Source organism: Micromonospora sp. CCTCC AA 2012012, from assembly GCF_040499845.1.
In the GTDB taxonomy this organism is placed as follows: Bacteria; Actinomycetota; Actinomycetes; order Mycobacteriales; family Micromonosporaceae; genus Micromonospora; species Micromonospora mangrovi.
In genome coordinates this window covers 3,075,701-3,089,397 of sequence record NZ_CP159342.1, presented here as the reverse complement: position 1 = coordinate 3,089,397, position 13,697 = coordinate 3,075,701, and the positions used below count along the sequence as shown (strand labels likewise).

Here is a 13,697-nt window from a genome sequence, read left to right as displayed (position 1 = left end):
CTATCGATACGCCGTATCGGTGGAGATACACTGTATCCCCATGAGCGTCATCTGGGAACGCCCCGAGCCGATCCGGCGCCACCAGCCCCCGCTGGACCGCCCGACGATCGTCGCCGCGGCGTGCGCCCTCGCCGACGCGGGAGGCCTGGACGCGGTCACCCTGCGCGGCGTGGCGACCCGGCTGGGCGTACTCCCGATGCGGCTCTACCGGCACCTCGACTCCCGGGACGACCTGCTCGACCTGATGGCCGACGCGGTCTGCGGCGAGATCGTGCTGCCCGAGCCGGCCCTGGGGGACTGGCGGGCGCGGCTGCGCGCCCTGGCCGCCGCCACGGTCGCCGTGGCCCGCCGTCATCCCTGGTACGTCCCGCTGCTCGGCAGCCGCGCCCAGGACGGCCCGCACGGCCTGGCGTACTCGGAATGGCTCTTCACCGCCCTGGACCGGCCCGGCCTGCCGCCGGCGACGCTGATGCACGCCGCCAACACCTTCCTCGGCTATCTGGTCGGGCAGGTGCACCTGGAGCTGCTCCAGGTGCCGGTCGGCGCGGCGGCGCACGTGCCGTCGCCGGAGCGGCTGCGGTACCTGGCCCGGGCGGTCGGCGACGGTCGACACCCGACCCTGGAGCGGCTCTTCACCTCGGGCTGCCAGCTGGACGCGATCGAGGCGTTCGACGCCGGCCTGGAGATCGTCCTCGACGGCATCGCGGCGCAGCTCGGCTGAGCGGCCCGGCACCCCCCGGGTGCGCCGGTCCGGTCGCGGATCAGCGGTCGGCGAGGTACGTCCTGATCCCGGCCGCGGCGATGCCCCAGATCAGCACCAGGACCGCCCCGGCGGTGACGATGTCGACCAGGGTGTCGACGTTGCCGGCGTCGCGGAACCACTCGACCTGCCGCATCAGTGCCGGGTTGAGCAGCCGGTCGGTGCGCAGCAGCCACAGCACCGGCAGCCAGAAGGCCACGTCGAGGGCGACCCGCGCGCCGAACAGCGGCCAGCTCCAGCGCCCGACCCGGTACTTGACGATCTCGAAGGCGGCACCGAGCAGCACCACACCGATCAGCGCGGGCAGCCAGGCGCTCCACAGTGCCGGGTCGAGCAGTGGGGTGTCCCGTCCGTCCGGCCCGACGACCCAGGAGCGGAAGTGCTGCGCCACCAGGAACCCGCCGAGCAGCACGAGCATCACCACCGCGGCGCAGGTCTCGGGGAGCCGCGCGTCCCGCTCGACCGGCACCTCACCGAGCCGGTCCGGGGTCCAGGCGGGCAGCGCCAGCGGCGTGTGGGTGCGCTCCAGCACGGCGAAGACCAGCGTCGTCCAGAAGCCGATCTGCGCCGCGGTCTGGATGGCGGCGCTGATCCCGGTGCCGACCGCGCCTCCGGGCGCGTCGGAGGTCACCGCGTGGACCGTCCCGGCCACCACGCCCACCGTCGCCGGGATCCAGGTGAGCAGCCGGCGCAGCAGGTTCCACCAGATCAGGTAGTAGGTGGGACCGATCAGGTGCAGCACCCGGTCGGTGTAGCGGGCGGCGAGCAGGTCGGGCGGCCCCAGCTCGGTGAGCACCGCCCGCTCGGCTGTCGCCGGGTCCTGCCCGGTGCCGACCCGGTCGTCGACCATGTCCCGGATGGAGGCGCGCAGCTCGCCGGCGATGTCGTCGCGCCGCTGTGGCGGCACGGTGCGCAGGGTCGCGGCGAGATAGCGGTCGGTCAGCGAGGTCATCGGTCCGCTCCTTCGATCAGTCCGGTCACGGAGGTCTGCACGGCGGCGAGGTCGTCGAGGAGGTGGCGCAGCACCTGCTCGCCGTCGGCACTGGTCCGGTAGAACTTGCGCGGCCGGCTCTCCTCGGTGTTCCACTCGCTGGTCAGCAGCCCCTGCTCCGCCAGTCGGCGCAGCAGCGGATAGAGGGTGTTCGCGTCGACCGGGAAGCCGTGCGCGGTGAGGCGCTGCAGCAGCGCGTAGCCGTAGTCGGGCCGGCGGAGGGCCACCAGGCTGGCCACGACCACGGTGCCGCGGCGCAGTTCCTGGAGGTGGGTTCGGAGAAGCTCCTCGCTGACCATGTGTCACACGTTACTGTGCGCCACACAGTGTTGTCGAGGGCCGAATTCGAAGGCCGATAGGGCGGCCGTGGACGAGTACGCCATTCGTAAACATCAATATGCGGCTGTGGTTTCCGGTCCCCACGCTTGGGTTTCCGGCGCAATGTCCCAACCGTTTGCGCTCAGGCGTCCTCCACCGCGCCGGCACAATTCCTCGTGCGCCCGCTCGTCACCTTTGGTCATGATCGAAACGCGTTCCGTGTCTCTCTCTAGTGGACAGACAAGCCTGTCGTGACGTTGAGTAGTCAACGACTGCGTTATGGCTGATCGGTGCCCTCCCGGCTCGTCACGCAACGCAACTCTCGGTCGATGCGTTGACACTGAGCGTGTTTCTTCCCTACTTTCATGCCACTTTCAATCACGGGGGAGGGCGACGTGCGACGTCGTAGTCTGATGAGTTGTGCCCGAAGATGGGCGCGTTCTTCCACCGCTCGGAGGCTGTCCTCCCGAGCAGTGCTGCCGGGCCACGCCTCGCCCGGTACGACGGTGCCGACGTCGATCGTCGGCCCGCGCCACTGATCACACCGCCTGAACCTGGTCCCGGCCCGATCCCGGGCGGCCGGTGACGCTCGGCGGGGACTGACCCCGTTCCCAGCTCACCGGCCACCGCGACCCGGTGACCTCTTCACCCGTCCGCATCGTTCCTGCCCGCCGCTCGGCGGGTCGGACGAGGCCGGCTGCGCCGACACCTTCCGCGCGGGCTGACCGGACGAACCGAACCACTTCCCGGGCGCCGGCGTCCGGAGACGACACACCCCTGACCGAGCATCAGACAGGAGTCCGATGGCACCTTCACGTACCCCGGCCCGCCCGTGGCGCGGGCTGGGCGGAGCACTGGCGGCGACGATCCTCGTCGCGGCCGGCGTCACCTCCGTCCCACAGGTCGCGGCCGCGCGACAGACCACCACCGGCTCGGCCGGCACGCCCACTGCCGGGTTGTCGGAGCCGGAGGCGGTCGCCGCGGCACGGCGGTCGGGACGGTCGGTGGAAGTCTCCCGGCTCAGGTCGGAGTCGTCCCGGGTGATGGCCACCCCACAGGGCTCCCTGGTGCTGGAGTCCTACGCCGCGCCGCAGTGGACGAAGGGCCACGACGGATCCTGGCGGCAGATCGACACCGCCCTGCGCCGCAGCGCCGACGGGTCCGTGGCGCCGGTGGCGACGTTGGCGGATGTGTCGTTCTCGGCGGGTGGTTCGGGTGCGGCGGTGCGGTTGCCGGTCGGTGGTGGTCAGGTGTCGCTGTCGTGGCCGGGTGTGTTGCCGGTGCCGCGGGTGGAGGGTGACACGGCGGTCTACGAGTCGGTGCTGCCGGAGGTGGATCTGCGGTTGCGGGCGTTGACTGACGGTTTTACCTGGGTGTTGGTGGTGAGGTCCGCTCGGGCGGCGGCGAACCCGGCGTTGGGTGAGTTGCGGTTCAAGCTGGAGACGTCCGGGTTGTCGAAGCGGGCCCGTTCCGGTGGCGGCTTCGAGGTGGTGGACGCCTCCGGTCGGCCGGTGCTCTCCGCGGGCAGCGCCCTGATGTGGGACTCGTCGGGGACCATCTCGCCGGAGCAGGCGGCCGGGAGCCGGGGCGTCTCCGCGTTCGCCGTGCAGGAGAAGCGCGACGTCGTCCGGGCGGCACCGGATCTGGCGCGCAAGGCCGAACTCTCCACCGGCGTGCAGGGCTCGGACCTGGTGATCCGTCCCGATCTCGCGCTGCTGCGGGGGGCGGGGACCACGTACCCGGTGGTGATCGACCCGTGGACGACGATCAACAAGCTCCGGTGGGGTTACGCGGGATCGCTGAACGCCACCCGCGATGACGGGGTCGCCCGGGTCGGGGCGGATCCGAGCGGTGGCGGCACCTTCCGGTCGTTCTTCGCGTTCAACCTGTCGAGCCTGGCGGGCAAGACGATCCGGTCGGCGAAGTTCCTCACCGAGATGACCCACTCGTGGGACTGCAACAACACCCCGGTCAACCTGTACCGCACGGCGGATCTGGCCACGTCGGGGAAGCAGACCTGGGACGGCCCGAACCTGTCCCTGTGGTTGGAGGAGCGGTCCGGTCACGCCCACAAGCCGTCGGGTGGCGCGGGATGCAGCAATGACCCTCAGCCCGACCTGCCGATGGAATTCGTCAGCACGAATCTCAAGAACGACGTCAGCGCCTACCGGGGCGACAGCAATTACACCCTCGCGCTGTCGACCCGGCAGTCCGACGGCACGTCCGAGACGACGTCGAACTGGTGGAAGAAGTTCGACCCGGCGGCCACGAAGCTGTCGATCGAGTACAACACCAATCCCAACACGCCTTCAGCGGCGCAGTTGTCGACCCACGCCAGCTACACCGCGCCGGCGCAGGCGTGCATCACCGGTACGGACCGACCGCTGGTCCGCGCGGACTACCCGTGGCTCAAGGCGACCCTGTCCGACCCGGACGGCAGCAACGGCGGCACCCTCTCCGGCGTGTTCACCCTGCAGAAGCAGGTGAACTCGGTCTGGACCACGGTGACCGGTTGGCCCAAGACCGACTCCGGAGTGGCCCCCGGCGCGAAGGCCGAGGTGCAGCTGACCACCAAGACCGCCAACGGGGACATCTACCGGTGGCAGGTGCAGACCAAGGACACCCTGGGTGGGGTGTCCGGAGCGTCGACCTGGTGCGAGTTCTCCTCCGACTTCTCACCGCCCACGGCGAAACCGCAGGTCACCTCGGCCGACGGGCTCTACCTGGCGTCGCCGCCGCTGGGCACCAACCTGAACGTGCAGGGCTCGCCCGGCTACTCCGGCAGGTTCACCTTCTCCGCCAACGACGCGAAGGACGTGTACGACTACGTCTACCGGTTCGTCGGTGGACCGGAGATCACCGTCCGGGCACCGTCGCTCGGTGGCTCGGTGACGGTCTGGGCGACTCCGCCCTCGATCGGCGAGAACGTCCTCCTGGTACGCAGCCGCGACCAGGCCGGCAACTCCACCGAGGAGGCCGAATACCCGTTCCTGGTCGACAGTCCCGCCGGCCCCAGGGCGCACTGGGCCATCGATGACGGCACCGGTGGCAGCCTCGTGAACACCGTCGCCGGCGGCCCGTCGGCGACCCTCGTCAACGGTCCCACCTGGACCGACGGGCAGCTGCTCGGCACCCACAAGAGCCGGGGCAAGGACTGGGCGGTGAAGTTCGACGGCACCGACGACCACGCCACCGCCACCGGTGTCGCCGTCGACACCACCCGCAGCTACTCCATCGCCGCCTGGGTCCGCCCGGATGCCGACGGACTCATGGAGATCGCCGGTGCCACCGGCACCGCGACGGACTCCTTCATGCTGCGCAAGTGGGGGGACAACAGATGGGTCTTCACCGTCGTCGAGCAGGACCTCGGCACCTCCGCCTTCACCAACGTCTACGGGCCCGCGGCGGTCAAGGGACAGTGGACGCACGTCGCCGGGACGTACGACCCGGCCGGCGGGAGGATGCGGCTCTACGTCAACGGCAAGGAGGTCGCCTCCGCCAACGTCCCGCAGACCTTCAACCCGGGTGGCCGGATCACCCTCGGCCGCGAGCGGTGGAAGAGCACCGATGTCGCGTACTGGAACGGGGCGATCGGTGAGGTCCGGCTCTGGGACCGGGTCGTCGACCCGGACCTCGACCTACAGCCGCTGGTCGAGCCGGTGCTGGCGGGCCGGTGGGACATGGAGGACGGTGACTCCACGACCCGGCTGGAGCCGGACCTCTCCGGCTACCAGCGCTCGCTCGCCCTCACCGCGTCACCCACGGCGGACTGGGCGTACGGGACGGGCTACAACTTCAGCACCGGACTGACCGTGAACGGCTACCCGGGCTCCGCCGACACGGCGGGACCGGTCCTCCGTACCGACCAGTCCTTCACCGTCGCGGCCTGGGTGAAGGCCACCAAGGTCGAACACCAGACGATCCTGGCCCAGGACGGAGCCAGTCGCTCCGCGTTCTATCTGATGTACGACGTCGACACCAGTAAGTGGTGCATCACGATGCCATCGGTCGACGTCGGCACGGCGGAGTGGCAGTTCGTCCTCTCCCAGAACCTGGCCCAGCTGGACACCTGGACCCACGTGGCCGCCACGTACGACGCGGCCAGCCGGGAACTGCGCCTCTACGTCAACGGTGCGCTCCAGGGCGTACGCGCGAACACCGTCGGCTGGCAGGGCTCGTCCGTGCTGCACGTCGGTCGGGCCAAGAACTCCTTCTTCCTCAACGGCGGGACCGTCGACCAGATCCAGGTCTGGCAGGGGCGGCTCTCCGACGACCGGATCCTCGGCCTGATGGCGGAGGGCTGAGTTCACCGGCACCACCCCGCGGGACGCCGCCCGACCGGCGGCGTCCCGCGCCCCGGCATCCGTTCCCCAGCCGACAAGGAGCCCCGAGTGACAAGACCCTGGACCACGTCCACCGCCCGATGGCGTGGACTCACCACCGCGTTGGCGGTGACGGCGATGGCCGTGACGAGTGTGACCTCGGTGCCGGAGGCGGCAGGCGCACGGACGCCCGTCGCCCCCACGACCGGTGCGGTTGCTCCGGGACTCTCCGAGACCGAGGCGATCACCGCGGCGCGGCGGTCGGGCCGTCCGGTGGAGGTGTCCCGGCTGCGGTCGGAGGCGTCGCGGGTGGTCGCCACCCCGCAGGGCTCCCTGGTGCTGGAGTCGTACGCGACGCCGCGCTGGACGAGGACGCGGGACGACAGCGGCTGGCGGGACATCGACACCTCGCTGGTGAAGAACGCGGACGGCTCCGTGACGCCGGTGGCGACGTTGGCGGATGTGTCGTTCTCGGCGGGTGGGTCGGGTGCGGCGGTGCGGTTGCCGGTCGGTGGTGGTCAGGTGTCGCTGTCGTGGCCGGGTGTGTTGCCGGTGCCGCGGGTGGAGGGTGACACGGCGGTCTATGAGTCGGTGCTGCCGGAGGTGGATCTGCGGTTGCGGGCGTTGACTGACGGGTTCACCTGGGTGTTGGTGGTGAGGTCCGCTCGGGCGGCGGCGAACCCGGCGTTGGGTGAGTTGCGGTTCAAGCTGGAGACGTCCGGGTTGTCGAAGCGGGCCCGTGCCGGTGGCGGGTTCGAGGTGGTGGACGGTTCGGGTCGGGCGGTGCTCTCCGCGGGCAGCGCCCTGATGTGGGACTCGTCGGGTGTGACCTCGCCGGCGGCGACGACCGGGAGCCGAGCGGAGGCGGCTCTCGCCGGGAGCGAGAAGCGCGAGGTGCTGCGCTCGGCTCCGGATCTGGCGCGGAAGGCGGAGCTGTCGACGGGGGTCCAGGGCAGCGACCTGGTGCTGCGCCCTGACCTGTCACTGCTGCGTGGGGCGAGGACCACGTACCCGGTGTTGATCGACCCGTGGACGACGATCAACAAGCTCCGGTGGGGTTACGCGGGATCGCTGAACGCCACCCGCGACGACGGGGTCGCCCGCGTCGGGGCGGACCCGAGCGGTGGCGGCACCTTCCGGTCGTTCTTCGCGTTCAACCTGACGACCCTGGCGGGCAAGACGATCCGGTCGGCGAAGTTCCTCACCGAGATGACCCACTCGTGGGACTGCAACAACACCCCGGTCAACCTCTACCGGACCGCCGACCTGGTCACCAACGGCAAGCAGACGTGGGACGGCCCGAACCTGGAACTGTGGCTGGAGGAACGCTCGGGGCACGCGCACAAGCCCTCGGGTGGGGCGGGCTGCACCAACGACCCGCAGCCGGACATGCCGATGGAGTTCTCCAGCACCAACCTGAAGGACGACGTCACCGCGCACCGGGGCGACGGCAACTTCACCCTCGCGCTGTCGACCCGGCAGTCCGACGGCACGTCCGAGACGACGTCGAACTGGTGGAAGAAGTTCGACCCGGCGGCCACGAAGCTGTCGATCGAGTTCAACACCAATCCGAACACCCCCACCGCCGCGCAGTTGGCCACCCACGCCGGCTACGACGCGCCGGCACAGGCCTGTGTCACGGGCACGTCTCGGCCGTTGGTGCGGTACGACTACCCGTGGTTCAAAGCCGTCCTGACCGACCCCGACGGCACCAACGGCGGCAGCCTCTCCGCCGTCTTCAGCCTGCAGAAGCTGGTCAGCGGGGCGTGGACTCCGATGACCGGCTGGCCGAAGACCAAGTCGGGCATCGCTCCCGGTGCCAAGGCCGAGGTGCAGTTGACCACCAGGGTGGCCAGCGGCGACGTCTACCGCTGGCAGGTGCAGACCAAGGACGGCCTCGGAGGCGCCTCCCTGCTCTCCCCGTGGTGCGAGTTCTATTCCGACTCGACCCCGCCGGCGTTCACCCCGAAGGTGGCGGCGGCGGACGGGCTCTACCTGGAGTCCCCGCCACTGGGCACGAACACCGACACGCGTGGCGGAGCGGGTTACTCCGGCAAGTTCACCTTCTCCGCCAACGGGGCGACGGACGTGTACGACTACGTCTACAAGCTCGCCAACGGTCCCGAGATGGTGGCGAAGGCACCCGCGCTCGGCGGGTCCGTGACCGTCTGGGTCACCCCCGGCATCGGCGACAACGTCCTGACCGTGCGCAGCCGCGACCAGGCCGGCAACTCCTCCGCCCCGTACGACTACATCTTCGCCGTCAAGGAGTACTCGGCACCGAAGGCGGTGTGGAAGATGGACGAGGGCACCGGCAGCACCCTCGCCACCACCCCGGCCGGCGGACCGAGCATCACGCTCAACAACGCCACCTGGTCCGAGGGCTGGGTCCACGGCACCCCCAAGAACCAGGCGCCGGACCGCGCCGTCACGTTCAACGCCCTGAACAAGAGCTGGGGCGCGACGTCCACCGCCCCGCCGATCGACTCCTCCCGCAGCTTCAGCGTGGCGGCGTGGGCCCGGGTCCGGGTCAAGGACACCTTCGGCTCCGTGGTCGCGGTCGACGGCGCCAACAACGGAGCCTGGCAGTTGCAGCGGGACAAGGGCGGGAACTGGTACTTCCACACCTTCTCCGCCGACAGCCCCACCCACGTCCGCACCTCCGTCGGCTCCAGCCAGTTGGCGGCGGCCGACAGCTGGCAGCACATCACCGGCGTGTACGACGCGGGGCTGAAGGAGATCCGGCTCTACGTCAACGGCGTCCTGGCCGGCAGGCAGCCACTGAACTCGCTCTGGTCGTCGACGGGCATCATGCAGATCGGCCGGGTCAAGTACAACGGCGTCCTGAGCAACTACTTCGACGGTGAGATCGACGACGTACGGCTCTGGGACCGGGTGGTCGATCCCGACATGGACCTGGCACCGATCGTGCAGCCGGTGCTGGTCGGTCAGTGGGACATGGAGGACGTCGACGAGGACGCGCCGCGCCAGCAGGGCGACTTGTCCCCCTTCCAACGGCCGGTCACCCTCACCGACGCGCCCTCGGCGACCTTCTGCCGGAACGAGGGTGCCGGACTCTCCACCGGCCTCTGCCTGGACGGGGTGAGCGGCACCGCGATGACGGACGGGCAGGTGCTGCGTACCGAGGGGTCGTGGACCGTCGCGGCCTGGGTGAAGCCGACGGCGTTCAACGGCTACCAGACCGTGCTGTCGCAGTGCGGTGTCTGGCGCTGCGCCTTCTATCTGCAACGGCAGAACAACGCGCCGGCGAGCTGGGCGATCGTCCTGCCGGACAACGACATGCCTGATCCCTACACGAACTACAACTTCGTCAAGTGGAGCGGTACCCCGGTGCTGAACGAGTGGGTGCACCTCGCCGCGACGTACGACTCGGCCAAGCGGGAGTTGAAGCTCTACGTCAACGGCGTGCTCGCCGGCACGAAGACCGGTCTTCCGCCCACCTGGGAGTCGACCGGACCGCTGAGGATCGGCTCGGCCGACCTGGGCAACTACGTCACGGGCTCCATCGACATGGTGCGGGTCTGGCAGGGCGTCCTCACCGACGCGGAGATCGTCGGCATCGCCGGCGAGGTGTGACCCGTCGTTCCCGGCCGGGCCGACACGCCCGGCCGGGAACGACGCGGGTCCCCGCACCGCAGGCCCGGTAGCCCCGCAACCCCCTAACGTCCCCAGGTCCTCTGGGGCATCCCCCTTCCGCCCCAACAGGAGGTCACGCGTGCGTCCACGTACCAGGACAGGTTCTTTGAGATGGTGGGTCGGCGGTCTGGCCGCCGTGATGGTGGTCGCCGCCGGCGCGGCGACCGCTCCGGTCGAGACAGCGCCGGCCGCGGCGGCCGCACCGGCTCCGGCGCAGGCAGACAGCCTCACCGAGGCCCAGGCGGTCGCCGCGGCGAAGCGGCTCGGCTCGCCGGTCGAGGTGACGAGCCTGCGGGCCGAGAGCTCGCGGGTCATCGCTGAGCCGCACGGCGGGCTGGTCCTGGAGTCCTACCCGGTGCCGAGGTGGACGAAGAGCCGCGACGGCAGTGGCTGGCGGAAGATCGACACCCGGCTGGAGAAGCGCGCGGACGGCAGCGTCGCGCCGATCGCCACCCTGGCCGACGTGTCCTTCTCCGCCGGTGGGCCGGCGTCCGCGGTCCGCCTGCCGGTCGACGGCGGCCAGGTGTCGATGTCCTGGCCGGGGTCCCTGCCGGCGCCGCGGATCGACGGTGACACCGCGGTCTACGACTCGGTGCTGCCGGAGGTGGACCTGCGGTTGCGGGCGCTGGCCGACGGCTTCACCTGGGCGCTGGTGGTGAAGTCCGCCGAGGCGGCGGCGAACCCGGCGCTCGACGAGCTGCGCTTCGGCCTGGCGACCACCGGCTCCCTGACGAAGCGGCCGCGCACCGGTGGCGGGTTCGAGGTGGTGGACGGCTCCGGTACGCCGGTGGTCTCCGCCGGCAGTGCGCTGATGTGGGACTCGTCCGGACTGACCTCGGCGGCCCAGGCGGCGAAGAGCCGGGGCGTGTCGGCGTTCGCGGCGCAGGAGAAGCGGGAGGCGGTGCGGTCCGCGCCGGACCGTGCGCGCAAGGCGGAGCTGGCGACCGCGGTGCAGGGCACGGATCTCGTGGTACGCCCGGACCCGGCGCTGCTGCGCGGCAAGGACACCACGTACCCGGTGGTGATCGACCCGTGGACCACCATCAACAAGATCCGGTGGGGCTACGCCAACTCCACCAACGCCACCCGGGACGACGGCATCGTCCGGGTGGGCAACAACCCGGACGGCTCGGGGGCCTACCGGTCGTACTTCTCCTTCGGCCTGACGAGCCTCTCCGGCAAGACGATCCGGACCGCGAAGTTCCTCACCGAGATGACCCACTCGTGGTCGTGCACCTCGTCGCCGGTGAACCTGTGGCGTACGGCGGACCTCACCACCACCGGCAAGCAGAGCTGGGGCGGGCCGAGCATCCAGCAGTGGCTGGAGGAGCGCTCCGGGCACGCCCACAAGCCGTCGGGTGGCGCGGGTTGCAGCGACGACCCGCAGCCGGACCTGCCGATGGAGTTCTCCGGCACCAACCTGAAGAACGACATCATCGCCAACCGCGGCCAGACCATCTACACCCTCGCCCTGATGACCCGGCAGTCCGACGGCACGTCCGAGTCGACGGACTCGTGGTGGAAGAAGTTCGACGCGGCGCAGACGAAGTTGTCGATCGAGTACAACACCAACCCGACCACGCCGACGGCCGCCCAGCTCTCCACGCACGCCGGCTACACCGCGCCCGCGCAGGCGTGTGTCACGGGTGCGTCCCGGCCGATGGTACGGGCGGACTACCCGTGGCTGAAGGCGACGCTGACCGACGTGGACGGCAGCAACGGCGGCTCGCTCTCCGGCACGTTCACCCTGCAGAAGTTGGTGAACTCGGTGTGGACGACGGTGTCCGGCTGGCCGAAGGTCGACTCCGGCGTGGCGCCGGGCGCCAAGGCCGAGGTGCAGCTGACCACGAAGACGCTCAACGGCGACACCTACCGGTGGCAGGTGCAGACGAAGGACACCCTGGGCGGCGCGTCCGGGCTGTCCCCGTGGTGCGAGTTCTATGTGGACTACTCGGCCCCCGCGTTCAGCCCCAAGGTGACCCCGGCCGACGGGCTCTACCTGGAGTCGCCGCCGCTGGGCACCAACCAGGACGTGCACGGTTCGGTCGGCTACTCCGGGAAGTTCACCCTCTCCGCCAACGGAGCCACCGACGTCTACTCCTACGTCTACCAGATGGCCGGCGGACCGGAGATGACCGTCAACGCGGCCGGTCTGGGTGGTTCGGCGACGGTCTGGGTCACCCCGAACTCGATCGGCGAGAACGTCCTGACGGTGAAGAGCCGCGACCAGGCGGGTAACACCTCCGCCCCCTACGACTACGTCTTCCTCGTCGACAACTACTCGGGCCCGAAGTCGCACTGGGCCCTCGACGAGGGCACCGGCACCACCTTCACGAACAAGGTCAGCGGTGGCGCGTCGGCCACCCTCGCCAACGGCGGGGTCTGGGTGGACTCCCGGGTGATCGGGACCCACAAGTCCCGGGGCAAGGACTGGGCGGTCAAGTTCGACGGCACCGATGACCGGGCCAGCACCTCCGGTCCGGTCATCGACACCTCCCGTAGCTTCTCCTTCGCCGCCTGGGTACGGGCCGACGACACCCCCCGCGGCGTCGTGGTGTCCCAGCCGGGCGTCAACAAGAGCCCCTTCGAGCTGCAGTACGTGTCGACGTCGGGGCGCTGGTGCTTCAACAGCTACGCCTCCGACACCGTCAACGGCGCCGTCACGACGTCGCCCGCCTGCGCGACCTCGGCAGTCCAGATCGGCGTCTGGACCCACCTCGCCGGGGTGTACGACGCCGGCGCGAGCCGCCAGCTCAGCCTCTATGTGAACGGGGTCCTCGCGGGCACCGGGGCGCTCTCCGCGCCGGCGTGGTCCTCGACCGGCCCCATGATGATCGGTGGCGCCAAGAACGGCTCCTTCACCGGCCACTTCAACGGCGCGATCAGCGAGGTCCGGGTCTGGGACCGCGTCATCGACCCGGACGTGGACCTGGAACCCCTGGTCGAGCCGGTCCTCGTCGGGGGCTGGGACATGGAGGACTACGACTACGAGGACCCGCGCCAGGAGGGTGACATCTCCGGCTACCAGCGTCCGCTGAACCTGACCGCCTACCCGACCGTCGACTGGTCCGACCAGGCGGGCTTCGACTCGTCCGGACTGCACTTCGACGGGGTCGCCGGCTCCACCGAGACCAGCACCCCGGTGCTGCGCACCGACCAGTCGTACACGGTCTCCGCCTGGGTGCGCTGGACGGGTGGCGGCGGCGCCCGGACGGTCATCGCCCAGGACGGCACCGAGATCTCCGGCTTCTATCTGGGCTGCCGCACCGACGCCACCGGTAGCAAGTGGTCGGCGATGAACCGGACGGTCGACTCCGCGACGAGCGGGGCGCGGTACGCCAACGGCGGCACCTGCCAGGCGAACACCTGGGTGCACCTCACCGCCGTGCAGGACGTGGGCGCGCAGACGCTCAGCCTCTACATCAACGGGGCGCTCTCCGCGCGGACCACCGCCGCGACCCCGTGGCGGGCGAACGGCGGCCTCACGGTGGGCCGGGGCAAGTGGCGCACCCCGGCGGACTGGTTCGACGGTGACATCGACCGGGTGCGGGTCTGGCAGGGCGCGATGACCGACGCCGAGATCGCGGCGGTCTACGCCGGGGCCTGACACCCCGGGAGCACGACCCGGCCGGACGGGTGCCACCAGGTG

At 70.5% G+C, this 13,697-nt stretch carries 6 protein-coding genes; 4 read left to right on the top strand and 2 right to left on the bottom strand.

Annotated features, from left to right (window positions below; all coding sequences use genetic code 11):
- The first annotated feature begins 40 nt into the window (after positions 1-40).
- Complete coding sequence (locus ABUL08_RS13315) at positions 41-721, top strand: TetR/AcrR family transcriptional regulator C-terminal domain-containing protein (protein ID WP_350937941.1); 681 nt, start codon at positions 41-43, stop codon at positions 719-721.
- A gap of 40 nt (positions 722-761) precedes the next feature.
- Here the strand turns inward: ABUL08_RS13315 and ABUL08_RS13310 are convergent, their stop codons facing one another.
- Positions 762-1,712, bottom strand: coding sequence for a permease prefix domain 1-containing protein (locus ABUL08_RS13310; protein WP_350937938.1), 951 nt, complete (start codon positions 1,710-1,712; stop codon positions 762-764).
- Positions 1,709-2,050, bottom strand: a complete 342-nt coding sequence (locus tag ABUL08_RS13305; protein WP_350937936.1) for a PadR family transcriptional regulator — start codon at positions 2,048-2,050, stop codon at positions 1,709-1,711. The genes ABUL08_RS13310 and ABUL08_RS13305 overlap by 4 nt, the downstream gene beginning before the upstream one ends.
- A gap of 822 nt (positions 2,051-2,872) precedes the next feature.
- On the opposite strand from ABUL08_RS13305, the gene ABUL08_RS13300 reads away from it, so the two are divergent.
- From ABUL08_RS13300 to ABUL08_RS13290, 3 genes are all read left to right on the top strand, one after another.
- A complete protein-coding gene (locus ABUL08_RS13300) occupies positions 2,873-6,373 on the top strand; it encodes a LamG domain-containing protein (protein WP_350937934.1) in 3,501 nt (1,166 codons plus the stop codon).
- 87 nt (positions 6,374-6,460) lie between these two features.
- A complete protein-coding gene (locus tag ABUL08_RS13295; RefSeq protein WP_350937932.1) occupies positions 6,461-9,988 on the top strand; it encodes a LamG domain-containing protein in 3,528 nt (1,175 codons plus the stop codon).
- 166 nt (positions 9,989-10,154) lie between these two features.
- Positions 10,155-13,655, top strand: coding sequence for a LamG domain-containing protein (locus ABUL08_RS13290; RefSeq protein ID WP_350937930.1), 3,501 nt, complete (start codon positions 10,155-10,157; stop codon positions 13,653-13,655).
- Positions 13,656-13,697 lie beyond the last annotated feature (42 nt).

Bases quoted from the DNA above. Each gene is read 5' to 3' on its own strand.
- ABUL08_RS13315 (WP_350937941.1), top strand. From the start codon at position 41: ATGAGCGTCATCTGGGAACGCCCCGAGCCGATCCGGCGCCACCAGCCC.
- ABUL08_RS13310 (WP_350937938.1), bottom strand. From the start codon at position 1,712: ATGACCTCGCTGACCGACCGCTATCTCGCCGCGACCCTGCGCACCGTG.
- ABUL08_RS13305 (WP_350937936.1), bottom strand. From the start codon at position 2,050: ATGGTCAGCGAGGAGCTTCTCCGAACCCACCTCCAGGAACTGCGCCGC.
- ABUL08_RS13300 (WP_350937934.1), top strand. From the start codon at position 2,873: ATGGCACCTTCACGTACCCCGGCCCGCCCGTGGCGCGGGCTGGGCGGA.